The 25,589-nt window shown below is 63.0% G+C and carries 26 protein-coding genes; 8 read left to right on the top strand and 18 right to left on the bottom strand.

What is annotated here, in order from left to right; genetic code table 11:
- Positions 1 to 344 precede the first annotated feature (344 nt).
- Positions 345 to 1,010: a hypothetical protein gene (locus C667_RS02000; RefSeq protein ID WP_004355974.1), complete on the top strand. Its 666-nt coding sequence runs from the start codon at positions 345 to 347 to the stop codon at positions 1,008 to 1,010.
- A 174-nt stretch (positions 1,011 to 1,184) separates the two neighbouring features.
- Here C667_RS02000 and C667_RS01995 read toward each other — a convergent pair whose 3' ends face one another.
- From C667_RS01995 to radC, 6 genes are all read right to left on the bottom strand, one after another.
- Positions 1,185 to 1,364 carry a hypothetical protein gene (locus tag C667_RS01995; protein WP_004355972.1) on the bottom strand — a complete coding sequence of 60 codons (180 nt, stop codon included), beginning with the start codon at positions 1,362 to 1,364 and terminating at the stop codon, positions 1,185 to 1,187.
- Between the two features lie 88 nt (positions 1,365 to 1,452).
- Positions 1,453 to 3,528 (bottom strand): ParB/RepB/Spo0J family partition protein, encoded by a 2,076-nt coding sequence (locus C667_RS01990; RefSeq protein ID WP_004355970.1) that lies wholly within the window; start codon positions 3,526 to 3,528, stop codon positions 1,453 to 1,455.
- 64 nt (positions 3,529 to 3,592) lie between these two features.
- Complete coding sequence (locus tag C667_RS01985; RefSeq protein WP_004355968.1) at positions 3,593 to 4,420, bottom strand: DUF932 domain-containing protein; 828 nt, start codon at positions 4,418 to 4,420, stop codon at positions 3,593 to 3,595.
- A gap of 725 nt (positions 4,421 to 5,145) precedes the next feature.
- Positions 5,146 to 5,424, bottom strand: coding sequence for a hypothetical protein (locus C667_RS01980; protein WP_004355966.1), 279 nt, complete (start codon positions 5,422 to 5,424; stop codon positions 5,146 to 5,148).
- 65 nt (positions 5,425 to 5,489) lie between these two features.
- A complete protein-coding gene (locus tag C667_RS01975) occupies positions 5,490 to 5,840 on the bottom strand; it encodes a DUF2958 domain-containing protein (RefSeq protein WP_004355963.1) in 351 nt (116 codons plus the stop codon).
- Between the two features lie 281 nt (positions 5,841 to 6,121).
- The gene (radC, locus tag C667_RS01970) at positions 6,122 to 6,628 is read right to left on the bottom strand and encodes a RadC family protein (RefSeq protein WP_004355961.1); all 507 of its coding nucleotides are present in this window, start codon (positions 6,626 to 6,628) and stop codon (positions 6,122 to 6,124) included.
- Positions 6,629 to 7,183: 555 nt separating this feature from the next.
- On the opposite strand from radC, the gene C667_RS01965 reads away from it, so the two are divergent.
- Positions 7,184 to 8,110 carry a hypothetical protein gene (locus C667_RS01965; RefSeq protein WP_004355959.1) on the top strand — a complete coding sequence of 309 codons (927 nt, stop codon included), beginning with the start codon at positions 7,184 to 7,186 and terminating at the stop codon, positions 8,108 to 8,110.
- A gap of 68 nt (positions 8,111 to 8,178) precedes the next feature.
- Here the strand turns inward: C667_RS01965 and C667_RS01960 are convergent, their stop codons facing one another.
- Entirely contained in the window at positions 8,179 to 8,493 is a 315-nt protein-coding gene (locus C667_RS01960) for a DUF2958 domain-containing protein (protein ID WP_442478164.1), read from the bottom strand.
- A 38-nt stretch (positions 8,494 to 8,531) separates the two neighbouring features.
- Here C667_RS01960 and C667_RS24585 point away from each other — a divergent pair, with 38 nt between their 5' ends.
- From C667_RS24585 to C667_RS26790, 3 genes are all read left to right on the top strand, one after another.
- Complete coding sequence (locus C667_RS24585; RefSeq protein WP_083881242.1) at positions 8,532 to 9,305, top strand: Hachiman antiphage defense system protein HamA; 774 nt, start codon at positions 8,532 to 8,534, stop codon at positions 9,303 to 9,305.
- Positions 9,292 to 12,696, top strand: a complete 3,405-nt coding sequence (locus C667_RS01955; RefSeq protein WP_039920575.1) for a DEAD/DEAH box helicase — start codon at positions 9,292 to 9,294, stop codon at positions 12,694 to 12,696. The genes C667_RS24585 and C667_RS01955 overlap by 14 nt, the downstream gene beginning before the upstream one ends.
- A gap of 79 nt (positions 12,697 to 12,775) precedes the next feature.
- A complete protein-coding gene (locus C667_RS26790) occupies positions 12,776 to 13,204 on the top strand; it encodes a helix-turn-helix transcriptional regulator (protein WP_004355953.1) in 429 nt (142 codons plus the stop codon).
- A gap of 46 nt (positions 13,205 to 13,250) precedes the next feature.
- On the opposite strand, the gene C667_RS01945 is transcribed toward C667_RS26790, so the two are convergent.
- The 7 genes from C667_RS01945 to guaB form a co-directional block, all read right to left on the bottom strand.
- Positions 13,251 to 16,442 (bottom strand): hypothetical protein, encoded by a 3,192-nt coding sequence (locus tag C667_RS01945; protein ID WP_039920574.1) that lies wholly within the window; start codon positions 16,440 to 16,442, stop codon positions 13,251 to 13,253.
- Between the two features lie 73 nt (positions 16,443 to 16,515).
- Positions 16,516 to 17,040: a helix-turn-helix transcriptional regulator gene (locus C667_RS01940; protein WP_004355949.1), complete on the bottom strand. Its 525-nt coding sequence runs from the start codon at positions 17,038 to 17,040 to the stop codon at positions 16,516 to 16,518.
- A gap of 4 nt (positions 17,041 to 17,044) precedes the next feature.
- Positions 17,045 to 17,320 (bottom strand): hypothetical protein, encoded by a 276-nt coding sequence (locus C667_RS24580; protein ID WP_083881241.1) that lies wholly within the window; start codon positions 17,318 to 17,320, stop codon positions 17,045 to 17,047.
- Between the two features lie 60 nt (positions 17,321 to 17,380).
- Entirely contained in the window at positions 17,381 to 18,637 is a 1,257-nt protein-coding gene (locus C667_RS01935) for a tyrosine-type recombinase/integrase (RefSeq protein ID WP_004355947.1), read from the bottom strand.
- 43 nt (positions 18,638 to 18,680) lie between these two features.
- Positions 18,681 to 18,851, bottom strand: coding sequence for a hypothetical protein (locus C667_RS25465; RefSeq protein WP_157302106.1), 171 nt, complete (start codon positions 18,849 to 18,851; stop codon positions 18,681 to 18,683).
- A gap of 86 nt (positions 18,852 to 18,937) precedes the next feature.
- Positions 18,938 to 20,503: a glutamine-hydrolyzing GMP synthase gene (gene guaA / locus C667_RS01930; RefSeq protein WP_004355946.1), complete on the bottom strand. Its 1,566-nt coding sequence runs from the start codon at positions 20,501 to 20,503 to the stop codon at positions 18,938 to 18,940.
- 72 nt (positions 20,504 to 20,575) lie between these two features.
- Positions 20,576 to 22,039, bottom strand: coding sequence for an IMP dehydrogenase (gene guaB / locus C667_RS01925; RefSeq protein WP_004355943.1), 1,464 nt, complete (start codon positions 22,037 to 22,039; stop codon positions 20,576 to 20,578).
- An 82-nt stretch (positions 22,040 to 22,121) separates the two neighbouring features.
- On the opposite strand from guaB, the gene C667_RS01920 reads away from it, so the two are divergent.
- A complete protein-coding gene (locus tag C667_RS01920) occupies positions 22,122 to 22,628 on the top strand; it encodes a DUF4124 domain-containing protein (protein WP_004355941.1) in 507 nt (168 codons plus the stop codon).
- A gap of 119 nt (positions 22,629 to 22,747) precedes the next feature.
- Here C667_RS01920 and C667_RS01915 read toward each other — a convergent pair whose 3' ends face one another.
- Together C667_RS01915 and C667_RS01910 are read right to left on the bottom strand one after the other, a co-directional pair.
- A complete protein-coding gene (locus C667_RS01915; RefSeq protein WP_004355940.1) occupies positions 22,748 to 23,074 on the bottom strand; it encodes an RnfH family protein in 327 nt (108 codons plus the stop codon).
- Complete coding sequence (locus C667_RS01910; RefSeq protein WP_039920583.1) at positions 23,071 to 23,523, bottom strand: type II toxin-antitoxin system RatA family toxin; 453 nt, start codon at positions 23,521 to 23,523, stop codon at positions 23,071 to 23,073. Before C667_RS01910 ends, C667_RS01915 begins: the two co-directional genes overlap by 4 nt.
- Positions 23,524 to 23,645: 122 nt before the next feature.
- Between C667_RS01910 and smpB the strand changes: the two genes are divergently transcribed.
- On the top strand, positions 23,646 to 24,092 hold the full coding sequence (gene smpB, locus C667_RS01905) for an SsrA-binding protein SmpB (RefSeq protein WP_004355936.1): 447 nt from the start codon (positions 23,646 to 23,648) through the stop codon (positions 24,090 to 24,092).
- Between the two features lie 27 nt (positions 24,093 to 24,119).
- On the opposite strand, the gene C667_RS01900 is transcribed toward smpB, so the two are convergent.
- On the bottom strand, positions 24,120 to 24,692 hold the full coding sequence (locus C667_RS01900) for a YIP1 family protein (RefSeq protein ID WP_004355934.1): 573 nt from the start codon (positions 24,690 to 24,692) through the stop codon (positions 24,120 to 24,122).
- A 178-nt stretch (positions 24,693 to 24,870) separates the two neighbouring features.
- Between C667_RS01900 and C667_RS01895 the strand changes: the two genes are divergently transcribed.
- Positions 24,871 to 25,278 carry a MarR family winged helix-turn-helix transcriptional regulator gene (locus C667_RS01895; protein ID WP_004355932.1) on the top strand — a complete coding sequence of 136 codons (408 nt, stop codon included), beginning with the start codon at positions 24,871 to 24,873 and terminating at the stop codon, positions 25,276 to 25,278.
- A 32-nt stretch (positions 25,279 to 25,310) separates the two neighbouring features.
- Here C667_RS01895 and C667_RS01890 read toward each other — a convergent pair.
- A partial coding sequence (locus tag C667_RS01890) for a response regulator transcription factor (RefSeq protein WP_004355929.1) occupies positions 25,311 to 25,589 on the bottom strand: 279 nt, incomplete at its 5' end.

The raw sequence follows: 25,589 nt of genomic DNA, 5'->3' as shown, positions 1-25,589 counted from the left end.
GCCGCGGGGCGCTGGTCGGGCCGATCCAGCGCAGCCGGTTCGGCCGCATCGAGGGGCGCCAAGCTGTGCGCGGCGGGGATAGCCCGCAGGGCTTTCCCCTGGAGGCAAGTAGAGCGCGCAGCGCCGCAGGCGCGAAGGCGTGAGGGATTGGAGCCGAATGGCCGTGACGACAAAGACGGCACGGGGCGCAGCCCGCAAAGCCCGGCGGTGCAAGGCACCGACACGCCCAGGAGCGTCGCAGCATCATTCTGCCATATGCGCAACAAATATATTTGGCGCACAAAACATCATTTTCATGCAAAAATATCGACCATCATGCACAACATAGCCAACTGAGGTGAATCATGACCTTCCGAGCAGATGAAGCAGCACGCGCCGGGTACGAGGAAGTGGAGAAGTACCTTGTCCCCCGTCCCCGGGACGCCGATGAGGCCCAGCGGGCGCGAAGCAGGAGGGCGCTAGAGGACATAGCTGACGGGCTGGGGCCAGTCGTTGACCGATACCCTTCGTGGCATCCGCTGGTGCGCAATCACGATAGCCGCCATCCCGTCACCGTCCCCAGCGATCGTTGCGGCTACAAGGGGCTGGATCACACGAGGTTCTTCGTCAACGGATTCATCACCTGCCCGTATGGTGATGGCCAAGAGGTTTTAGATTCCGTTCTGGCACTTCCCCGCCACCACGCGGCCTACATCACGGCGGAAAAGCTGGATGTGCAGTTCTACAACCCGCAGACGACGCCCATTCTGGTCAAGTGTCATTGGGAAGAACTTTTCCCAGACCACATGATTCCGCTGTCTGTCGCTGTCCCCCTGCTTCTGGAGAAGGAAGTCCCCTGCTGGACGTGGTCGCAAGTCGCCGAGACCTGGGAGTCGATGCGCTCGTATTTCCTGGGTGCGCCTCACGGTGCCCGGTCATCGCTGTTCGTAAGCCAGGAAACTGGACAAGGCATCAAAAAGGTCTGGGAGACGCTGATCTACACAGGGATGTTTGGCCCGATCAAGGTGTGATGGACGCAACGAGGCATCTCAAGTGATACGCCAACGCCGCCTGCGCATAAGCGTAGGCAGCGGCGTTCTCGTTCGGCTGTTGGCCTTGAACACCGGGCGCGGCCACTGCCGCGCCCGGATTTTTGCGCCCACCGCGCCCAGGACGGAGCGGCCTGGGCGCGGTGCTGATCGCGGCTATTCCTTCGTCTCGATGATCCACCACACGGCCCGCGCCAAGGCGCAGCCCGTGACGGGGTGAATGTCGGTGAGGTCGGCGTATGCCGTCCAGCCCGAGGGCGGACGATAGCCGCACACGTCGCCTTCGCCGTGCCAGCGGCGGGCGCGTACCGTGCCGGGGGCGTAGATCGCCGCCATGCGCGGGCGGCTGGTGGTGGTGTGGGTGGCGGTTCTCCTTCTAGCGAAGCGCCTCGGTCGGGGCCGGGGCGCTTCCCTTCGGCGCGGGTCAAGCGGCCAGCGCCTCGGCGGGTTCATCCGCCATTGCTTCTGCATCCTCCGGGGCGTCCTGCTCCGGGCCTTCTTCCTGCGCGCCTTGCTGCGTTGCCTGCTGCGGACCTGCGACCTTGAAGATGGCGGGCATCCACCCCGTGCCATCCGCCAGCCGTTCGGCTTCGCTGGCAATGTCGGCCTTCTTGAGCTTCGCCAGCCGGTTGACCTGCTCGGGCGCGTACTCGCCCACGGCATCCAGAATCACGGCCTTGGAAACGTGCTTGAAGTAGCCTTCTGCGGTTGGCTTCCACCATGCGGCCATATCGAGGCCCACGGCCTGCGCCAGTTCCTCGCCGCGTTGGTGCGTCGTGGCGCGGGGCGTCACCACGTCCACCGTTGCGGCAACGCATACCGCCAGCAGGCGTACCAGCTCGTCTTGCGGCTTCGCCAGCAGCACGGCGAACAGTTCGGCGCTGTCCTCCGGCAAGCCTTCACCGGCCACCTGTTGCAGTTCGCGCAGCGCCACGGCGGCAAGCGATTGCGGCCAGTCCGGGGCCATGCCTTCCAGTCGGTCTTGCACCGTGAGGCGCACGCCCAGCGGCAGATTGTGGCCGTAATGGCTCCCCTGCAAGACAGTCTGCACCATGCCATGCACCACGGCAGCCAGCGCCGCTTGCGGATGCCGGGCCACTTCGATTTGCAGCGCGGCGGTGCGATGGGCGCTCAACCGTTGCGCCAGCCGGTCGGACATGGCTGCGGTCTTGGGCTGACTGTCGTCGTCTCCGTCCTCGCCTTCGTCATCGTTATCGGCATCCTCGCCGCCGGAACCTTGCCGCAGCCGTTCCAGCGTGCGCAATGCCTTGGCCTCAGCCTCGCGCATCAGGCCGCGATGAATGACGGCCTCGCCATTACGGTCGATGGTGACGATGGCACCGGCTGCAACCTTCACGTTCGAGCCGTAGCCTTGCAAACTATCTTCCAGCGCCTGCAACTGCTCGCCCAGGGCTTCGCCTTCCTCCTGCAAGGCGTCGGCCTTATCCTCGTCGTCGGCATCCATCGCCGCATCCACGGCTTCACCGATGGCCCGCATCTTCTCCTGCAGCCGCTCGATGCGCTGCGCCTCGCGCTTGGACGGCTCGCGCCGTTCCCTCGGTGCGCGCTGGAAGACGTGCAGGTCGGCATGGGTCACGCCCGGCGTGGCATCCACCCAGGCCCAGCCCTCGGCCTTCACCTCGGCGGCAATGCCCGCCAGCCGGTCTTGTGCCAGCTTGTCCAGCAGCGCGGAATCGATCAGATACACGCCCGCGTCACCTTCCGCGAACAGGTCACGGCGCACGCCACCGCCTGCGGCTTCGTAGGTATCCAGTCCCACGAATCGCACCAGCGGGTGCCGGTTCGCGTCAATCTCGCGCTCGGTGAGGCGTTCGCGCAAGTTGGACGGGTGCCGCTGCCAAGTCGGCGCATCGTAGAACGCGCTTTCCTGCGCGGCGTGGTCGTCGGTGATGGCAAGGGCCATCAATTGATCGAGTGTGACGGCATCGGCGCGATAGTCGGCCATCAGGCGCGGCGAGACGTTCGCCAGCTTCAAGCGGCGCTGCACCACCAGCGGCGTCACGCTGAAATCCGCCGCAATGTCCTCGATGGGCCGACCTTCGGCCACCAGCGCGGCGAACGCCTCGAACTGGTCTGCCGCGTGCATGGCTTCGCGCTGCACGTTCTCGGTGAGGCTGGCGGTACGGGCGGTGCCATCGGCTACCAGCAGGCAAGGCACCTCCCAATCTTTGGCGATGCGGTGCTTCTTTGCCAGTAGCTTGAGGGCTGCGAAGCGACGGCCACCTGCCACGACTTCGTAATGCTCGCCATCGGCGGCGGCGATTACGATCAGGTTTTGCAGCAAGCCCACGCGCTGAATGGACGCGGTCAGTTCGGGGATGGACATGCGCGGGGTCTTGCGCACGTTGCGCCCCGTGGGGCGCAGCACCAGCCGCGACAGGGGAACCAGAATCAGGTTCTTGCTCGGGTCGGCGGCTTCCAGCGGAATAGCGGCGGCGGTGTTGATGGCGCGGGCTTCGGTTTGGGTAGCGGCGTTCATGGTGTATCTCCAATCGAATGAAACAAGGAATGGAGGGGAAACCGCCCCTCCGGCGGGGGACGATTCAGGCCTTGAGGGCGCGCATGCCGTCGGCCAGCAGCCACAGCGCGCGGTTCAGGCGGATGTTTTGGTCAATGCCCTGCACCGGGCGTGTGCTCTGCCTGCGGCCATTCGCGGCGCGGCCATGCAATCCGCCCTTGGTCAAGTTCTCCTGCGTGCGGTTGAACACGCTCCACAGGTCGGGGCGGCGGTCGTCGAACCGGCGCGGCATCAGGATTTGCGATTCGGTGATGGGTGCGGGCTTGTCCGGGTCGTCGTACTTGAGGGACAGCGCGGCACGGGCGAACACTTCGGATTCGCCATCGTCTAGCGTGATGCCGCGCATCAGGTCGCGCGATTCCTTCACCTGCTCGAAGCCGCCCAACACTTGATAAGCGCCTTCGATGACGTGCCCGGCCACGTTGCCTTTGTGGGGCACGCGCACGTCCGCCACGGTGTCGCCGCAGACAAGGCCATTACTGCAAACGAAACGAAACATCCCGGCCAGCATCTGATAGCTGCTCGTCCCGTCATGGGAATTCAGGAGGACAATTTCATTGGCTTCCGCGCCGTTGATCTGGCTGGCGTGGCGCAGGCGGAGCATGTGCTTTGTGTGCTCGCGCTTGCCTTCATCGCGCACGCGGGTCTGCGTCACCATGAAAGGCTGGAAGCCTTCTTTGCGCAGTTCGGTCAGCACGGCGGCGGTGGGGATGTAGCTGTACCGCTCGGAACGGCTCTCATGTGGGGCGTCCGCGAAGATGGACGGGGCCACGCGGCGGATTTGGTCATCGGACAGCGGGGAGTCGCTGCGCAGCGACGGGGAACGGGAAGCGAAACGGGATGCGAGTTGCATGATCTTTCTCCTGACAAAAAAGGGGTTGCTGTTCACACCGCACACCGGATTCCAAGATTCGGAGCCCAGCCTTTCGGCTGTTCGGTGCGGTCGGCACGAAGAACCCGGTTGGCCTCGTTGCCACCGTCTTTCCTGAGTTCATCGCCCGCGACGGTCAGGAGCGCGCGGACGGGGGCCGTCAAGGAAACAAGCGCGGGGTTGGTGCGGCCCACAGGCGCAGCCGAGGACACGGCCCTGCGCGCCTTGACGGCACATGGCCGCGGGCTACAGTCGCGAGCAAGGTGATGGAGTCAGGGAAGATGGCTGGACAGGCAACGGCCGCCTTGATGTGCCGACTGCACGGCAAGCGAAGCGCGCAGGCCCGAAGCTGGAAGCTGGGCCGGAGGCGTCAGCCGAGCGGAGCGAGGGAACGATGGAAGCCCGACGGGGGCGAGACGCCGCAGGTGACTCGATGCACAGCACGACAGCGCGACCGGCCGTGTCGCATTGGCCGGGGACGCCATGACTTCGATGCCCGATGAACACAACGCCCAGGACGGCCCTCATGCACAAAGCATCAAGGAGCGGCCTCTGCTGTTGGAACTGCGATTGGTTCCTGGCCGATCCGGCGCAGCCGGTTCGGCGGTCTTCGAGGGGCGCCAAGTACCGCGCGGCGGGGATAGGCCGCAGGGCTTTCCCCTGGAGGCAAGCGAAGCGCGCAGCGCCCCGTCAGGGGCGCGAAGGCTTCAGGCCGAGTCGTCAGGGCGCAGGCTGGATTCCGAAATCGGCATCCACGGCGAGGACGAGTTCAGCAGATAGCGCGCGCCGCGCGCGTACAGCCCCGAAGGTTCGGCAGGTCGGTAGAACCCGGTAACGCGGCGCCGGAACTGCAAGCCGGCATCGTTCGTGTAAATCACCGCGTCGCCGATCCTGAAGCGCAAGGGCTGGCCGTTCTCCGGTGCGAACGGTTTGAGCGCATCGTGCTGCGCCGTGATTTCGATGATGTAGTCGTGAAGGCTGCCCATGGCATTGATCTCCTGTGATGGTTGAGAAAGTGCAAGGAGCGCCTTGCGGCGCTCCAAGGGCCGAGTCAAACGACGACCCGCCCAGCCAGGCGCGCATCGCGCGCATAGGCGCTCAACCGCTTCTCGGCGCGGAACGCCAGGTCACGCTCGATCGGCAAGCCCAGCCCACCGCGCACAGTCGCCAACTCGCCCAGGCTGACCCAGCCGATTTCCGGCATCCCCAAGCCCAGGTCGCACAAGCCGAAGGCGTGATCGTGGTCGTCGGGATCAATCTCGGTCAGCAGCCAGGTCGCGCCAGCGTCCGGCGTGAAGAGCTTGACCACGGGCGCCGGATCGAAGTCCGGGTTGTCCAAAGAGTCGCGGCCGTTGGCCAGCAGCATCGCGCGCTGCGCGTCGGTGATGAGTGCGTTGTTCATGGTGAACTCCTGAAGATTGCCGGGCGGAATTGCCCGTCACCTCCGGGGCACGGCGCAGCGCAAGCGGTCAGGGGTCGAAGACGGCCGGAGGCCGCCAGCGTGCTTGCACGCGCAGCCCTTGACGGCGAGAACGCCGTGGCACGATGAAGGGAACAGCAAGACCGCCCCACCCCACCACCCACGCAGACCTGCCTTCGGCAAGTGCGCAGCACGCGCAGGCCCGCGAGGGCCGGAGTTGCATCGCTGGGCGCAGCAAAAAAAGGGGGCCGAAGCCCCCGTGGTCAGAGCAGGCCACATTCGGCGAATGAAGTGGTGACTGCACCACCCACGACGATGTGATCCAGCGTGCGCACGTCCACCAGCGCCAGGGCCTCCTTGAGACGCTGGGTCAGAACCCTGTCGGCCTGGCTCGGCTCGGGACTCCCGCTCGGATGGTTGTGCGAAAAGACCACCGCTGCCGCGTTGAGCCGCAGAGCCTCCTTCACCACCTCGCGCGGATACACCGATGCCTGGTCGATGGTGCCGCGGAACAGTTCCACGTACTCGATCAGCCGATGCTGGCTGTCGAGGAACAGCCCCGCGAAGACCTCGTGCCCGAAGCTGGCCAGCTTGGTGCGCAGGTAGTCCTTGACCAGCGTCGGCGAAGTGAACAGCGTCCCGCGCGGGTTCTTCTGGTCGATGACCTGGCGTGCCGCCGCCAGAATCTGGTCCGCCGACGCCAACAGGTAACGCCCCTGTGCGTCACGCACCAGCAGCGAAGAATCGAGAGACAGAGAAAGTTGCGACATGATCGTGCTCCGGTTGCTCAGGCGGAATTGCCTGGAACCGGCCCCAGAACGGCGCAGCGCAAGCCGTCACAGGGTCGAAGACGGCCTCGGCCGCAAGCGCCAAAGGCGTGCAGCCCTTGACGGCGAGAACGCCGTGATACGGTGTAGGGAACAGCAAGACCGCCCTCCCCGCCCACACAGACTTGACTGGGCAAGCGGAGCGCGCAGGCCCCGATCACAAAGCGGGGCCGGAGGCGTCAGCCGAGCGCAGCGAGGGAACGATGGAAACCCACCGGGGGCGAGACCCGCGCAGTGGGGCTCGATGCGCAGCACGACAGCGCGACCGGCCATCCCTTGGCCGGGGACGCCCCTACGGCGATCCGACCCCGGATGGGGTTTGTGCTTTGGCTGATTTCGCGGATAATGTCGCCAAGGCCTCGTCCGCCTGAGCTTCGAGCGGCTCAATCAAGACCGGTTTTCCTGATTTCTCCCTCTTTGTGCCACCCACCATGCGATGTCGCCTGGGCGTGGACCAAGTAAGCGCTCGATTGGTCCCCGCTGAAACAGGAGAATCGTATGTCCCTCGGCATTTCCGACCTCGCCCATGCCCTTCGCAAGAACAGCGCCGCTGCTGCCGTGCCTGTGCCGCTTGGCCATGCGCAGCAACTCATCGCCGCCGCATTGGGCTACAAGACGTTTGCCGCCTTCCAGGCGGCACAAGCCACCACGCGAGAACCCGCGAGCCTGACCGACGTTCACCACGTCGTGCTGGACGAAGACCTGCTCGATCAACGCGCCAGTGAACTGGGGGCAGCCCCGCCCCCGGATCGCTTGCACGAACTGATCGAAACAGCCTTCCGGGAACGAGCGCCCCACACGCGCATCCATGCCTCTTATGCCGCCTTCGAGGATTACCTGCGCCAGCACGTTGACCAGGTAGTCATTGACGATGACGACGTGAACAGCGAAATGGCCAACGCCAACTACGATGGCGTCGATGAGGTCTATTTCGATTTCGAGGTCGAGTTCGAGAAAGTCCCGGTCGGCGGTGCGCTGGATATCGACCTCGACGGACACGTCGGCCTTGGCATCGACACCGAGCGCCCCTACGCGGGCCACATCGTCAATGTGGAAGGCACCCTGAGCGTGCAGCGTTTGGGCCGCCACTGCTTTGGGTCGGTGGACTGCCAAGTGACCAACGCAGATCTCGATATGGACTGGGGCGGCGACGACCACGAAGACGGGCAGCCCGTGCGCAGCATGTCCCAGGCCTATGCCGATCTGTTGGGCCTGGACCTGCACGAAGTGGGCAACCTCGTCGATGTGGACGCCGAACCGCAGGACGGCAACAGCGGCGAGATGGTCTACAGCTACATCCTCGATTTCACGGACTACGCCTCACCCGAAGTGGCACGGAAGATCCTGCAGCGCCACGCTTCGCTGCGCATCCAGGTCGGCCCCGACTTCTTCGAGAACGTGCGCAGCGACGACTGGCCTCGTTGAAGGAGGCCGATGTTACGTTGCAGCACGCCGCGTAACGAACAGGGCATCGCTCGACGCCCCGTTCAAGCTCAAGCGACGATCCGGCCGGTGTGCCGCGTATCGCGCGCATGAGCCCTCAGCCGCTTCTCTGCCTGGAAGCTCAAATCACGCTCGATCGGCAGCCCCAGCCGACCACGTATCGTGGCCAATTCCCGCAGGATGACCCAGCCCAGCTCGGGAAAACCCAAGCCAAGGTCGCACAACCCAAAGGCGCGGTCGCGCTCCTCCGGGTCGATCTCCGTAAGCAGCCAGGTCGCGCCGGTGTCGGGGGTAAACAGCTTGAGCACGGGTGCGGGATCGAAGTCCGTTTTGTCCTGGGTGTCCGAACCCAGAGTCTCCGGCACAATGTAGCAAAACGTAGCAAGTCAATCAGGGAGGGAACGTGCTGTATCAACCTTGGTGCGACAGAGATGTCGAGGAAGACGCCAGTAAGCAGCTATGGCGATTAGCCGAGCGCGAAGGGGGAAGAGCCGCGATTGAAGCGATTCTCACCACCCGCATCCGATCTCACTACGACAACCTGGACCAAATAGCCGATGATGTGCGCGAACTGGGGTATCCAGGTGCGGCTGCTATCTTGTCCGAGCGCATGCCACGCTCAGCCCGAGCGCGTTCGGGAGAACTCGGCGAAATCCTCGCAACCGAGTTGGTCGAGGAACACCTTGACTTCAAGGTTCCGGTCCGTCGGTTGCGTTACAAGGACGGTCGGGAAATGGCGCTGCGTGGCGATGACTTCGTTGGACTGAGGCTCGATGACCAAGCCAATCTGCATTTTCTGAAAGGCGAGTCGAAAAGTCGCGCCAACCTTGCCAGAGCCACCATCTCAGAGGCCCGTGAGGCGCTATCTCGGGATGACGGCCGCCCCACCGCCACATCTTTGCTGTTCGTCGCGGATCGCCTTATGGAAGGCGGCGGTGAGCGCCGGGACGTGGGCCGGAAAATTCGCAACGAAGTCGCCAGCAGAGCAGCGCCCCCCGCGAGGACCAGCCACATGCTATTCACCATGTCGGGCAACGCGACGCCTCAGGCGCAGCTTGACGATTTGGCAGCAGCCGGCGGAAACCGCCCTCACTTATCTGCTCACCTGCGCATAGAGGATCACCAGACCTTTATCCGGGCCTGCTACGAAAGGGCGCTGGCACTTGGAAACGATTGAAGAACTGACAGGCTTCCTGCGCGAAACCACCCAAGACGGATATCGAGGCCGCCTGCAGGCCCGTGGACAGGCGCGGGCGCTGATCCGTCATGACGGGCATTTGCCACCGGATGCCCCCGCTTTCAGTGAAGGAATCGACGCGGACCTCGCTGACTATGGCTTTTCCGTACTGCGAGCCTCACTGGCATTGCGGGAGCTTGGAGGCGATCAAGAGACTTGGCGGCGTGGCTTCGTGCATGCAGGTGGTGCTTTCGAAGCACTGGTCCAGAACGGCGCGCAGGAAGACACATTCCGAGGCTTCTATCGAACAGTCGGGGCTGCTGCCTATCACTTGGCAAACTACTCCGCACTGGCGTTCTCTCTTCTGACACAAGCGCAAGCTGACCAGAACCGCTCGCCAGCCGAGGATGCACTTGCACTGCTGATCGTGCGCGATCTGAAAGGACTTGGACAACGTGCACGGGCGTGGCTACACGACCCCGTCAATGGCGACGAAGGCATCAGCCGAGCGGCGGGCGAAGGGGAACTTGACCCCGACGACGTAGTCTCCCGCGTAGCGACATCAACGATGTTCAGGGCGCTAGTGTTCTTCGAGTTTGGCCTGCAAACCGGCCATGATTCCCTCGTTGTGGAAGCGAGCAACCTGCTAAGGCGAGCCACTTCGCTAACGAAGGCAGCCAGTGCAGTTTCGCTTTGGTGGATTCTCCGGATCACCGCAAACCTCATCGATGACCTTTGGTCAAGCAGCCTACACAAGGTCTTGCCCATCCAAGGCCCGCCCGGTTCAGGAGACTATGCCCAGCTCAGGAAGCTGTTTGTTTCCGAGTTGTATAGCCGGCGCTCCTCTGAGGTGGAACTGTGGCCTTCTCAGTTGCTGGCAGCGCAACGAGCTGCCGACGTATCCGACGACTTGGTGGTCGCGCTTCCTACCAGTGCGGGCAAGACGCGAATAGCAGAGATCGCGGCATTGATGGCACTGGCTTGTGGGCATAGGGTCTTGATCGTGACGCCACTGCGTGCACTTTCGGCCCAAACCGAGCGTTCATTTCGCAAGACATTCACGCCTCTTGGGTTCTCTGTCTCATCGCTTTATGGAAGCAGCGGCGTAGCTGGAACAGACGAGGACGCTCTTCGGGAACAGAGCATCGTTATCGCCACGCCAGAGAAACTGGATTTTGCGCTGCGCAATGATCCTGACATCATTGACGACGTTGGATTGATCGTCCTCGACGAAGGGCATCTGATCGGCCCGAGCGAGCGCGAGATCCGCTATGAGAATCTGGTGCAGCGATTGCTGCGGCGCCCTGACCATGACGACCGACGAATCGTTTGTCTTTCAGCGATCCTGCCGGCAGGGGATCAACTCGATGACCTGACTGCATGGATTCGCAGTGATGCTCCGGGCGACCCGATTCAGTCAGATTGGCGACCTACGCGCCAGCGATTTGGCACGTTGTCCTGGATTGGCAATTCCGCACGTCTGAGCTTCGACCTTGAGCACGACGGCCCATTCATTCGCCATTTTGTGCCGGAAGTTCCTCCTATTCGCCCCCGTCGGACGCCGTTCCCCAGAGACAACAAAGAGTTGACGCTGGCGGCAGCGTGGAAGTTCTCCGAGCAAGGAAAACGAGCGCTCGTCTTTTGCACCCAACGTGATCATGTTGAGGGATTTGCAGAAACCGCTCTGGAGTTGCAACGACGAGGCTTTCTTCCGTCACTGCTTGCCAACGCCCAGGAAGTCGAGCGTGCTATGGCCGTGGGTCGGGAATGGCTGGGAGCCGAGCACCCAGCAGTCCGTTGCCTGGCCATCGGCGTCGCCATTCATCATGGGCGCCTCCCGGGCCCCTTCTTGCGTGAAGTGGAGGCACTGCTTGCCGCAGGCGTTCTGCGCGTTACTGTGGCCTCACCGACGTTGGCCCAAGGCTTGAACCTCAATGCTGCGGTGCTCCTGATCCCCAACCTGTACAGGGCGGGCACGCTGATCTCGGGAGAAGAGTTTGCCAACGTCGCAGGACGCGCTGGCCGCGCGTTTGTGGATCTTGAAGGACTGGTGATCCACGTGATGCATCAACCGGAAGACTGGCGTCATCAGAGGTGGCGAGAGCTGGTCACGTCGGCCAAGGCCCGCTCGCTTTCGAGTGGCATTATCGTCGTCGTCAACGAGGTGATCAGGCGTCTCTCGACTTCGGGAGTATTTGCGCGGGAGGATGCCATGGACTACCTGTCAAACACACAGGGGGCTTGGTTCCCCGACGCCGTAGAGGGCGATCAAGAGTCGGACTCGATAGAAAGCCTTATCGAGCGGTTGGACGCAACTGTTCTTGGCCTGATCGAAGCACTTGATGCTGAGAGCGCGGATCTTCCACGGCTGCTTGATGAGGCCCTTGTTGGCTCACTTTGGTCAAGGCAAATTGCTCGACTTGATGTCCTCGAAAAGCAAAAGCAGCTCTGGATTCTCGTCAGTAGAGCACAGCTCATCTGGAACAAGACAACGATCGAGCAGCGCAAGGGACAGTTTGCGATGGGTGTAGGCCTGGAATCAGGGCTCGCCATCGATGCAATAGCTACAGAACTGACGGAGCTTCTTGACCTTGGTGATGCTGCCGCCCTCCTTGGCAATGTGGAAGCCTTGACTGACGCACTCAGTGGAATGGGAGACAAGCTTCTTGCGATCCGGCCCTTTGTTCCAGATGACCCACTGCCTGCAAACTGGAAAGACCTTCTGAGCGCCTGGATTCGAGGTGAGGACGTGGCTGTCATCGGCCAAGAGGGAATGCGCGTGGTGGACGATGCCTTCGTCTATCGCCTGGTATGGGCGATCGAAGCCGTCCGAATGAATCGACGCATCAATGGTGGCGAATCAGAGATGCTTGTTGAAGGTGCTGCCGCCGCATGCCTGGAAGCTGGGCTTCCATCCAATGCGATGGCTATGCTTGTCCGAGCGGGCTTGCCCTCTCGCGTCGCGGCCAAGACGGTAGTTGAGCAAATGGCGCCTGACTTCACCACTCGCGCAGAGATGAAGACCTGGCTGCGTTCAGCGGCGGTGGAAGCTTTCGATGGTGTCCCCAATTGGCCTACGCTCGAAACAAGGTCAATCTGGCAGCAGTTCCGGCGCGACGTTCTTTCAAGCGTAGATGGGAAATGGGCATCGCAAGAGTGGACGATGCAATGGCCCTCGCGCTCCGCATTCCCCATGCGGGTGGAGATTGATCCGCAAAGTGGTCAAGTGTCTGTTGCAACGCCTGACTTTGTGCAGCTCACGACGATCAGACAGAAGCTTCAGGCCGAATCACCGAGCCTGCTTGAAGTCGAGCCGCTGCCGGACGGAACGAGTGTCATCATCCGCCGTATTGGGCGAGGCGAAGCGCGCTGGACGGGACACGATGTGTAACCAGGTGAGCACGAAGGCGTAAACGTTCTATGCCCACCTACGCCACAACAGGTTGTGCCGATAGGTACTGAAATTCACCATGTCTCCATACAACGTATTCATGGAGTTCGAGGTGAAAACCCTATCGCAGGTATCCAATGTTCTCGACACCGCCCTTGACCAATCTCTCCCCTTGCCTGGGACGGAAGCCTACGAGGCGCTGCCACAGTTCCCCAAGCGCAGTCCACTTCCTTTCCGGCGCACCATCCGCCGCCACGAACTGCGTCAGATTGTCCCCTTGGCTGAAACGACGATTTACGAAATGGAGCGACGCGGTGAGTTCCCGCGCCGCTTCAACCTGACACCAAGGTGCGTCGTATGGGACCTGGCTGAAGTGGAAGCCTGGATCGAGATGCGCAAACAAGCCTCGCGCTCCTGCTCCACAAACATCACCAAGGGGCCGGATGTCAGGCAGCGCAAGACACGCCCCATTCACAGGTTCACAACTGAACCAGATGCCACCATCTAAACTTGCAGCTTGGCACTACGTTTCAATCACCGTAGCGATCACGGCACTAATCGGGTCCAAGCGCCATCATTTCTATCTCATGCTCCCCCACCTCTGAGGCATTCTTTACGCTCAATTTCCGCTTCAGGATGGCAAGCTCCAGCAGGAACTGCGGTGAACTCCCGCCCCGCAATATCGCAGGCACAAGCAAGTAAGCCTGCGATCGCCCATACGCGTCGACAAAGCGCACAAGGTTGGCATCGGATTCCGCGTGCATCGTTTGAATTCGTGACGCCACCATTAATGACCGATTGCCAGAACGTTCATCCTCGGAGGGTAGCCGCGAGGTGATGAGTACGCGATAGTGAGCGGGATTCTCAGCAGAGATGCCACGCACGATCGCAATGTAGATATCGCCGTCCTTGTCGATCTCCCCAAAACGTTCGCGCCAGCGCTGAAAGATCTTCCTTGCAGCATCCTCATCCGTAAACATCAGGGCGATCGCGGGCGGATAAGCCGCCCCCCAGTCGGCAAATGCCGCGCCAGTCCACCCAGCGCGATTCCAAAGATGCAAATCGATGACTGATCGGACACCGAGATCACGATGATCTTTCGGCCAAGAGGGGCTGCGCGTATCGATTGCCGCAGCATCGTCATTCTCTACAGCAGCGCCCAGCGCGCGGCGACGGATACTCGGGCGCGATGGCACCAGCGGGAATGACGTCGTCGCCAACTGTGCCCAATCACTGAGCTTTGATACAGCCTTCTTAAAGATGCGCTGGCGGCTGTTCCCGGCTACAACAATCATCGAAATCCGATCGAGCACAGCCTCGTTCGCAAAGAAGCGTTCGACGGTCTGCTGCAAATCCTTCACGAAGCAGGTGGCAGCGAAGATCGTCGCAGCCAAACCAATCAATGTCCGCTGAACCTCATCTTGTCGTCCATATGTAGCCGGCGCCAAGCCGACAGGCCAATTAACAGTCGCGGCCATTCCTTCCTCGTCAACCGTGAAGTCAGGTGCAAGCACGTCAGCACCCTCTTGAATCCAGATACGGAAGTTTTCAGTGTGCGCTGCAGCGCCAATCTCAGGAGCCGTCGCAAAAAGCGCCTCAATGACTCCAACGACCGACTCGGCCACAAGGATCGAGGTCTCCGACATCTGGTAGTGAACCACGATCCGCATGCCCTGCACTCTCGACACATAAGAGTGCGAATCTGACTCGTTGAAGACGACTGGCCCATGCAAGTTGTCGGATACTGGTTGACTGGCGAGCAATGTGAAGAACTCTGCAATGCTCTCTGGTGTTTCCTCCTTCGGTATAGAACCCTCCTCGCGGAGCACTGCCTCATAGCCGAGCGCGTAGAGCAGCGAATTTCGACTCTGATGCAAGCCAAGCCGATCAAGAACGTCGGGTAGTTGAATAACTTGCTCAAGCTCTGCTGACGTGAAATTCAGCAACTGGCTTCCAAGAATGAGATCGAACTCCATAAGGCGCTTCGCGACACGCTCATTGGAGGCGTCGTCGAGCGGAAGCCCTGCCGCACAGCCTCGAACCAGTCGAACGGCTTCAAGGGAATCTGGCAAATGCCGCAGTTCGACAGCGATCCAAGCAAGCATCATGACCGTTGGCACGATTGAGGCCGGAAGATCGCTATCCTCTTCAGCTTCGATGAATATCGAAGCCATTGCAAGAATGCAGCTTGCTCGTGCGGCCCATAGCAGTCCGGCACTGCGATAGGCCAGCGTGAGAAGTTGCATAGTCTCGATCAGCGCGTCGGCATACTCTTTCTTGGTGAGCTGCCGCGCGGCCTTGCCCAGCAATCTGATCATTTCGAAGTTGTCTTCGAAATCGAGCTGCTGAGCGCGCCTGAGGAGCACGAGTGCTCCCTGAGCTTCGCCAGTGCGCTCCGACACGAACGCCGCAACGTCGTCGACAAGGCGGGTATAGCCCTGATCCTTTCCCGCGACGTTGCCAAACACCTCAATCATCCTGGTCAAGCGCTCGGCAGCAAACTCGCCAAGACCATTTGCTTGCTTGATCACCTCAGAAAACTGCGGCCAAAGTGAGCTGAGCCGTTGAGGATCTTTCTTGAGCGCCGCCTGATTGACTTCGATAACGAGTAGTGAGGTTCGTGCCTCCAAAGAATTGTTTGGACGATCATGGTCCGCCACCATCGCCTTCAATCTGTCGCTCAGTCGAGCGATGCGCTCCTCCAGCTTGGCCTCATCGGCAGTCAAATGCTGATGAATGACCGAGTTGAACAGCAGTTGAGCCAAGTTACACAGAAGCTCAAGGTTCTTGGCGTGATCTGTGTCGATCACGAGCTTCTCGAAAGCGTCATAGCTGGCGTTCAAGTGCGCGACATCGTCAAACCACCAGAAGGCGGTCCAGATCCATTCGTAGTGTGCTTCAAGCGTCTGACGGGAAGTACCATCTCGTTCGGCCAATCGAACTGCGCGTGCAAACCGTCCATCCGTTTCTGTTCGCGGACGCTCTAAATTGCGCGAAAGCTTGGCCGCAACCAAAGCCTCTGTCACGCGCTGCATTTCCATTCCGGAAAATGCATCCGGGTTGCCGATCAACTTCTCGACATCTTCGAGCTGCCGGGAGCGGGAATAGTCCGTCGGCCCCAGTCGGCGCGCGTCGGCAATCTCTTGTCCAACGCCGAGGTAGTTAAAAGCGAGGTCCCTGCGATCACCGTCAACGACCTGCTCAACGATCCAGCTCCGGTCGAGAATGGTGACGGTCAGGCCATATTTCTTGGTGAGTTCGTCCTCGACCCGAGCGCGGTCCTTCGCACGGGCGAACTGTGCGGTAACGCAATAGACCTTCTGATAGCCACGTTGCGTCTCCACAATGCCTGCCACGTCGTTGCGTGCTTTCTCTGCCCACGTTTTCTTAGCGCTGAAGGCGAACGCCCAACGCTCCTTACCGGAATTCGGTTCGCCCACATAGGTAAGAGTTGCGATCTCGTCCGCAACCGGAATGGTTTCGGTATCAGCCTTGCTGTCCCCACCCCCTTCGGGTCCGGTGGCAGGTTTCAGGTTTGGGCAAATCGTGCGCTCACACAGCTTGCGGCAAAAGAGCTCGAAGTCGTGAGTCTGGTTGCGTGCGGTGATGGTTTCGAGGCGGTACTCAAGCGTCGTTGCGTCAAGCAGGTAGGTCGTGCGATCGCTCGTATCTGAGTAGAGCGCAGGACGCAGTTGGCGCATGAACTCCGATGGCGATACTTTCTTTTTTTCCACGCCCTCAGTCATTCATCGCCTCTCTAGAAAACTAATGGCATCATCGTACCTATTCGACGAGCAGGAAAAGATCAATTCACAGCCCTCATCCAACGAGAGCTTCCAGCTCCTCGGAAGCCGAGCGCGATAACCGCCTCCCCTCCTTGGCCACGTTGACCTGCAAGGCAACGCACGCCACCTCCAGAACGTCCATGGCCAGCGAGTAGCTACCCTTCGCCTGCAGCCAGGCAAGCACATCCGCCAAGTGCCAGATCGACGCGCTGCCTTCATGCACCGGCGCTGGGAAGCTGCCCGGATGGGCCAGCATCAGCTTGCGCATGTTCTGCCGCGACACGCCCACGATGTCGGCCACATCGGTCAGCCCGACCAGATCCGGTGCGACCTCGATCAGCCTGGCCGATGGCACGGCGCTCCGCACGTCGGCCAACGCGCTGCGCACAGCCGCGTCCGCACTGTCCGCCTCTCGGGTGAACTCCAGCGCGAGCCGCCCCGGCTGCCCGATGCCGACCAGGGCATCGTCGCACCCGGCCTCGCCCAGACGCTCGACCAGCGCATCCGGGTCACGGTCATCGTCGGCGAGTTGGTATTTCAGGGTGAAGGTGTATTCCATCGTGCTACTCCTCGGCATCGTCGGCTGCCTCCTGCTGCTTGCGGTGCGTCGTGCAGTTGTCCACGACTCGCCGCAAGGCGCGCGCATGGTTGCCAGGGTTCTTCGGCGTACTCCACACGCTGGTGATACAGAACTCGCCGCAGCGACACTCCGCATCGTTGTACGGACAATAAATCCGCCCCCAGGCGTGGCTGCCACCGACTTCCACGCGCCAGCCCTGCCCTTCGGCGTGCCTGAGTGCTTCCTCGACTTCTTTCTTCGGATGAGAGGACCGGGCCATCAACAGTCTCTAGTATGGGAATGATTGCCAAGGTTGTCAAGTGACAACCTTGACCCTGCCTCAGGCCATCGCACTCAACACCGGCACGACCACGTTCTCCGGCATCAGCTTCGGCACGTAGGTCTGCCCGTCGATCCAGGCATCGACCATGTTGGCCCACTCCTGCAGCATGTGGCGCCGCTGCTCGGCGTACTCGGCCTTGTTGTAGATCGAGCGCGAGGAACGCCCTTCTTCGTGCGCAAGGCACTTCTCGATCCAGTCTCGGTTGAACCCGATCTCGTTGAGCAACGTCGAACCTGTGCGGCGCAGATCGTGGACGGTGAACGGCTCCAGCGGCAGGCCTGCGGCCTTGGCCCGTTGCGCCACGATCTGCGTGACCCGGTTGAGAGTCGCATGAGACATGCAATGGTCGGAGTCGTAGCGCGATGGCAGCACGAACTTCGAGCCGGCCGCGCAGGTGTGCAACGCCACCAGGATGTCCAGCGCCTGGCGCGACAGGTAGACCACATGCGGGTTGCGCCCCTTCATCCGCTGCTTCGGAATGGTCCAGGTCGCATTCTCGAAATCGACCTCGTCCCAGGTGGCCTCGATCAGCTCGCTCTTGCGCACCAGCGTCAGCAGGATCATTCGCAACGCCAGCCGGATGGTCGGATAGGTGGCCACCGACTCCATCTGCCGCGACATCAAGCGGATCTCCAGCGGCGACAAGGCTCGGTCCTTGGGCACGAAGGTCGCAATCGAGGCTGCGCCCACGTCGGCCGCCGGGTTGTCCACCTTCTCCCCATGCAGGATGGCGAAGGCATAGACCTGCTTCACGATGTCGCGGATGTGCACCGCGGTGGCCGGGGCGCCGCGCCCCTTCACCTTGCCGCACAGGGCGCGCAAGTCGTCGGCGGTGATTTCGTTGAGCAAGCGGTTCTGGAAGGCCGGCAGGATGTCCCGATCAACGATGCTCTTGCGCATCGCTCGCGTGCTGTCGGCCATCCGGGCACCGGCCAGCCACTGGGAGGTCATGTCGCCGAAGTTCTTGGCGGCAGTCAGACGGCGCTTCTCGCGCTGCTTCTCATACGCCGGGGACTTGCCCTGGGCAACGGCCTTCTTGGCATCCAGCAGCTTTTCGCGGGCCATCGCGAGCGAAATGCCGGACGGCCCATACCGTCCAATGGTCAGCGTCTCGCGCCGGCCGTTGAGACGGTAATCGTAGCGGAAGGTGACGGTACCGGTGGTTGATACCGTTACGTACATGCCGTCGCGGTCGGAAGCCTTGTAAATCTTGGACTTAGGCTTGAGATTGCGTAGTGCGGTGTCGGTAAGCATCGAGGTTTTTCCTCCTGTTCATGACGGCTTTTACCGTCAGGGGTCAGGAGACCTGCTGATGCTCGGAAAGCCGCATGAAACAAGCTTTCCTGATGAGTGATTTACCGTCAAAGACCGGTTTGGTCTGGATAGTAAACGGGAGGGTCTTAATCCGGCCTCCGGTTTCTACCGTCACCTCTACCGCCAATCCGTTTTGCTGGTCGGCGATAGCCACCGATAGCTGCCGTGACGTATTTCATTATAAATCAACACGTTACGACAGTTTTCGATAGGTCACGATAGTCCCCGAAGGACCTGATTTCACTCCCACTCGATCGTCGCCGGCGGCTTGCCCGAAATGTCGTACACCACGCGGTTGATGCCACGCACCTCGTTGATGATGCGGTTGCTGACCTTGCCGAGCAGGCTGTGCGGCAGCTCCGCCCAGTGCGCGGTCATGAAGTCCTGCGTCTGCACCGCGCGCAGCGCCACCACGTACTCGTAGGTGCGCCCGTCGCCCATCACGCCCACGCTCTTCACCGGCAGGAAGACCGCGAAGGCCTGGCTGGTCTTGTCGTACCAGTCGGCGGCGCGCAGCTCGTCGATGAAGATCGCGTCGGCCCTGCGCAGCAGGTCGGCGAAGTCCTGGCGGACCTCGCCGAGGATGCGCACCCCCAGGCCCGGCCCCGGGAAGGGATGGCGATAGACCATGTCGTGCGGCAGGCCGAGCGCCACGCCGAGCTCGCGCACCTCGTCCTTGAAGAGGTCGCGCAGCGGCTCGAGCAGCTTCAGGCCGAGCGTCTCGGGCAAGCCGCCGACGTTATGGTGACTCTTGATGGTGTGCGCCTTCTTGCTCTTGGCGCCGCCGGATTCGATCACGTCGGGGTAGATCGTGCCCTGGGCGAGCCACTTCGCGTTCGGAAGCTTCTGCGCTTCCGCCTGGAACACCTCGACAAACTCGCGCCCGATAATCTTGCGCTTCTGCTCGGGGTCGGTGACGCCCTTGAGGTGGCCCATGAACTGATCGGTGGCGTCCACATGCACGACCTTGGCGTGCAGCCGCCCGGCGAACATCTCCATCACCAGCTTGCCTTCGTTCAAGCGCAGCAGGCCGTGGTCGACGAACACGCAGGTGAGCTGGTCGCCGATCGCGCGGTGGATCAGCGCCGCCGCCACCGACGAATCCACGCCGCCCGACAGGCCGAGGATGACCTCCTCGTCGCCGACCTGGTCGCGGATCTTCTGCACCGCCTCGGCGATGTAGTCGGGCATGTTCCAGTCGTGGCCGCAGCCGCAGATGTCGTGCACGAAACGCCCGATCATCTCCTTGCCCTTCAACGTGTGCGTGACCTCGGGGTGGAACTGCACGCCGTAGAAGCCGCGCGCCTCGTCGGCCATGGCCGCGATCGGGGTGGACTCGTTGCTGCCGATGACCTTGAAGCCCGCAGGCAGCTCGGTGACCTTGTCGCCGTGACTCATCCACACGTCGAGCAGGCCGTGGCCTTCGGCGTTGCTGCGATCCTCGATGCCGGTGAACAGCTTCGAGTGCCCGCGCGCGCGCATCTCGGCGTAGCCGAACTCGCGCTTGGCCGAGCTCTCGACCTTGCCGCCGAGCTGGCTGGCCATGGTCTGCATGCCGTAGCAGATGCCCAGCACCGGCACGCCGAGCTCGAACACCGCCTGCGGTGCGCGCCAGTCCTCGGCCTCGTAGACCGAGTTGGGACCGCCGGACAGGATCACGCCCTGGGCGCCGAAACTGCGCACGAACTCGTCCGAGACGTCGAAGGGGTGCAGCTCGCAGTACACCTGCTGCTCGCGCACGCGGCGCGCGATGAGCTGGGAGACCTGGGAGCCGAAATCGAGGATGAGGATCTTCTGGTGGGCCATGGGGCGGAAATCTCGAACGTCGAAAAAGGAAGGGCGGCCTCGCAGCCGCCCGGGTGTCTCGAAGGAGCGCGCTCAGCTGATCTGGTAGTTGGGCGCTTCCTTGGTGATCTGCACGTCGTGCACATGCGACTCGCGCATGCCCGCCGAACTGATCTGCACGAACTCGGCACGCGCGTGCACGTTCGGGATGTCGGCGCACCCCAGGTAACCCATCGAGGCGCGCAGGCCGCCGACGAGCTGGTGGATCACCGCCGTGACCGAGCCCTTGTAGGGCACGCGGCCCTCGATGCCCTCGGGCACGAGCTTGTCGATGTTGCCGGTGTTCTCTTCCTGAAAGTAGCGGTCGGCCGCGCCCTTCTCCATCGCGCCGAGCGAACCCATGCCGCGGTAGGACTTGTAGGAACGGCCCTGGAACAGCACCGTCTCGCCCGGCGCCTCCTCGGTGCCGGCGAACAGGCCGCCGAGCATGACCACGTTGGCGCCCGCGGCGATCGCCTTGGCGATGTCGCCCGAGAAGCGGATGCCACCGTCGGCGATCATCGGCACGCCCGTACCCGCCAGCGCGTTGGCGACGTTGTCGATCGCACTGATCTGCGGCACGCCCACGCCGGCGACGATGCGGGTGGTGCAGATCGAGCCCGGACCGATGCCGACCTTGACCCCGTCGGCGCCCGCATCGACCAGCGCACGCGCGGCGTCGGCGGTGGCGATGTTGCCCCCCACCACCTCGATGTGCGGGAAGTGCTTCTTGACCCAGCCGACGCGGTCGAGCACGCCCTGGGAGTGACCGTGGGCGGTGTCGACCACGATCATGTCCACACCGGCGTCGGCGAGGCGCTCGGCGCGCTCCTCGGTGCCGGCACCGACGCCGATCGCCGCGGCCACGCGCAGGCGACCGTGTTCGTCCTTGGCGGCGAGCGGGTGCTCGGTGGACTTCATCATGTCCTTGACGGTGATGAGGCCGCACAGCTCGCCGGCTTCGTTCATCACCAGCACGCGCTCGAGGCGGTGCACGCGCAGCAGCTCGCGCGCCTCTTCCAGGCTGGCGCCCTCGCGCACGGTGACGAGGCGGTCCTGCGGCGTCATGATCTCGGAGACGAGCTGGTCGAGATTGGTCTCGAAGCGGGTGTCGCGGTTGGTGACGATGCCGACGACCTTGCCACCCTCGACCACCGGCACGCCGGAGAAGCGGTGCTGGCGCTGCAGCGCGATCACCTCGCCGACGGTCATCGTCGGCGGGATGATGATCGGGTCCTTGAGGATGCCCGACTCGTGGCGCTTGACCTTGTGCACTTCGCCGGCCTGCTGGGCGGGGGTGAGGTTCTTGTGCACCACGCCGATGCCGCCTTCCTGCGCGAGCGCGATGGCGAGGCGGCTTTCGGTCACCGTATCCATGGCAGCCGAAACGAGGGGGATATTGAGACGGATGCGGCGCGTGACCTGGCTCTGCAGGCTCACGTCGCGCGGAAGAACCGTGGAGTGGGCAGGAACGAGAAGGACGTCATCGAAGGTCAGCGCCTTCTGGATCACTCGCATGGCTTTTTTCCTTTCGACCAAATCCGTATTATACAGAGCGCTCCCGCACCACGTAAGCGGCTCGCCGCGGAGAATTGTGCCGATGAACCGTCGATTCGCCCCGCTCACGATCCTGGCCCTGCTGCTGGCCGCCCTCCCCGCTTTCGGCCAAGTGTATAGCTGGAAGGACAAGGACGGACGCACCCACTACGGCGACATGCCGCCCGCCGCCGTGGAGGCCACCTTGCTCCGCGGCCCCCAGGCGGGCGCCGCCCCGACCGTGCGTTCGAGTGGCGAAGCGGGGGGCGCGCCAGACCTGCCAGCCCCCGTGTCGCCGTCCGCTCCGCGTTCGCTCGCCGAACGCGAGCAGGCCTTCCAGGAACGCCGCGCCGCAGAGGCGGAAGCCGCAGCGAAGCTGGCCGAGGAGGCCGCGGCAAGGGACGAGACGGAGCGTTTCTGCGCGAGCGCGCAGCACGAACTCGCGGCCCTGCGCGCAGGCCAGCGCATGGTCCGCTTCAACGCCAGGGGCGAGCGCGAGTTCCTCGACGATCAAGCCCGTGCGGAGCAGGCGGCACGGCTGGAGCGCCAGCTCGCCGAGCGCTGTCGCTAGCCACCCACGCTAGCCACCCACGCTGGCGACCGGCTCTCGCCACGAGACACCCGGAACCGTACGACCACAGCCTCTCGCAGCGCCGCGCGCGGTCATGAGCGCCCGGCCGCGGCGCAGCTTCACTCGGCCGCTTCGGCCGGTCCCCCGCCCTTCTTCATGACCTTGCCCTCGTCGGCGCGCTTCTTCCGTACCGCCTTCGGGTCGGCGATCAGCGGGCGGTAGATCTCCACCCTGTCGCGGTCGCGCACCTCGGTGTCGAGCTTGACCAGCTTCGCATACACCCCCAGCTTGTTGGCGCGATCGGGCTGGATGTCGGGATATTTCTGCAACAGGCCCGACGCCTCCAGCGCATCGCGCACCGTCGCGCCCTCGGCGAGGCGTACGCTCACCAGCTCCTGGCGCTGCGGCAGCGCATACACCACTTCCACGTTGATCGACCCGCTCATGCTGCACTCCCCTGGCCGGCCCGGTACACCTGGCCGGCGCGCTTGACGAAGGAATCGACGAAAGTGTTCGCGATGTGGTTGAACACCGGCCCGAGCACCTTCTCCAGCAGCTTGCTCGCGAACTGGTAGCGCAGCTGGAACTCGACCTTGCACGCGGTCTCGCCGAGCGCGGTGAAGCGCCAGTGCCCGTCGAGGTGGGTGAAGGGCCCGTCGGTCAGGCGCAGCTTCATCTCCTGCGGGTAGCGCTTGGTGTTCTCGGTGCTGAAGTGTGCCTTGATGCCGTGGTAGTTGATGTGCAGCGTCGCCGCGGTGATCGTCTCGGTGCGCTCGATCAATTCGATCCCGCCGCACCAGGGCAGGAACAGCGGATAGTCCTCGCAGCGATCGACGAGCTCGAACATCTGCGCAGGCGTGAATTCGATCAGAACCAGCTTATTGACTTCGGCCATGAGCAAGGTCGCGGGCGGCACCACCATGACGGAACGGAGGTGCGGCCGAACTGTTAAAATCCGCGATTCTACCGCATACGGATGCGCCGGCTCAGGGCCGCGCCGCCACGAGACGCCGAACCATGAGCATCATCGAAAACCGCAAGGCCTTCCACGACTACTTCATCGAGGAGAAGCACGAAGCCGGCATCGTCCTCGAAGGCTGGGAGGTCAAGGCGATCCGCGCAGGTCGCTCGAACATCAAGGAATCCTACGTCGTGATCCGCGGCGAGGAGATCTTCCTCTTCGGCATGCACATCACCCCGCTGACCACTGCCTCCAGCCACGTGCGCCATGACCCCACGCGCACGCGCAAGCTGTTGCTGCACAAGAAGGAAATCGCCCGCCTGATCGGCAAGGTCGAGCGCGCCGGCTATACGCTGGTGCCGCTCGACCTGCACTACAAGAATGGCCTGATCAAGCTCGAGATCGGTCTCGCCAAGGGCAAGAAGCTGCACGACAAGCGCGAGGACGAGAAGAAGAAGGACTGGGACCGCGAGAAGCAGCGCCTGATGCGGGTCAAGGCCTGAGCGCCCCCGGTCCCCCGAGCGCCCCTCTTACAGCAGCATCACCGCGCTCGCCGCGACCGCCAGCAGCACCAGCCAGGTCAGCACGCCGAAGCTGGTGACCTGCATCGCCACCTCGCTCGCCTCGACCTGCTCCTCGATGCCGAGCAGGCGGTCGACCCCGTGCCGGATCAGCATGGCCGAAGCGCCGAGGGCGACGACGCCGACGAGCACCACGAACCACGCGCTGCCGAACACCACCGCGAGCGAGGACAGCCACAGCGGCACCGGCGCGATCGCCGCCACCGCGTAGGCGTCCTGGAGCCGGCTGCTGCCGTTCTTGGCCATCGAGGCCTGGCGGATGGAGTTCGCCATGATCGGCACACTGAAGTGCTCGGCCACGAAGAACAGCACCGCCGCGATCAGCCAGTTGCCGAACCCCGCCTCGGGGAACACCCGCTCGCCCACGCCACCGGATGCAAGCAGGATCATCAGCGGCGGCAGCAGCGACATCGGCAGCACCAGGCGGCGGAACAGCCAATCCATCGGCGGCCGCGCGCGCGCGACCAGGTCCCAGCCTTCGCGGCTCGAAACGACCATGCGGGGAAATTGCATCACGTCCATGATTCGGTCTCCTCTTCCGGGTGGGAAGCCGGCCACACACTCCGTCGATCCCGGCGGACCGGTAGCCGTGCTTTTTTTACATCACGTTTTGATATTAATCCTCAATCGCCGGATTGCAAGCACGATCTCGCGATCGGGCTGCCGAAGCGGGTCCGGAAGCAGATAAAATCCGCGCACGATGAACACTCCACTCGACAAGTCCGAATTCGAGGCCCTCGCCGATTTCCGCTACCAGTTGCGGCGCTTCCTGCGCTTCTCCGAGTTGCTCACCCGGCGTCACGGCATCACCAACCTCCAATACCTGCTGCTGCTCCAGGTCAAGGGCTATCCCGGACGCGAGTGGGCCTGCATCGGCGAACTCGCCGAGCGCCTGCAGGCCCATCAGCATGGCGTGGTGTCGCTGGTGTCGCGCTGCGAAAAGCTAGGGCTGGTCGAACGCCGCCCGGGACGCGAGGATCGGCGCGCGGTCGAGGTGCACCTCACCGCCGAAGGCGAGCGTCTCGCCGAATCGATCGCCCTGCACCACCGCGAGGAGGTCAAGCTGCTCGGCGGCGTGTTCCGCGACCTCGCCTCGCAACTGCGCTGAGGGTCGCCGCCGCAGGCTTACGGCGCGGCACCTCAGGTCTCCGGCCCCTGCCCCAGGCCATTCTCCACCGCGAACACCGCCGCCTGCACGCGGCTGCTCAGGTTGAGCTTGCGCAGCATGTTCTGCACGTGGATCTTCACTGTGCTCTCGGCAAGCTCGAGCGCACGTGCGATCTCCTTGTTGCTCTGCCCGCGCGCGATGAAGCGCAGGATCTCGCGTTCGCGCGGCGACAGCTTGTCGAGCTCGGCCGCCTCGGCCCCGGGAACGGCGGCGTTTCTGGGCGGCGCCGCGGGCGCAGGCGGCAGCCCGCC

Origin of the sequence: Thauera phenylacetica B4P (assembly GCF_000310225.1) — a bacterium.
Taxonomy (GTDB): domain Bacteria; phylum Pseudomonadota; class Gammaproteobacteria; order Burkholderiales; family Rhodocyclaceae; genus Thauera; species Thauera phenylacetica.
Note: the sequence above shows the minus strand (reverse complement) of the source record. Positions and strands in the feature narration are given on the sequence as shown.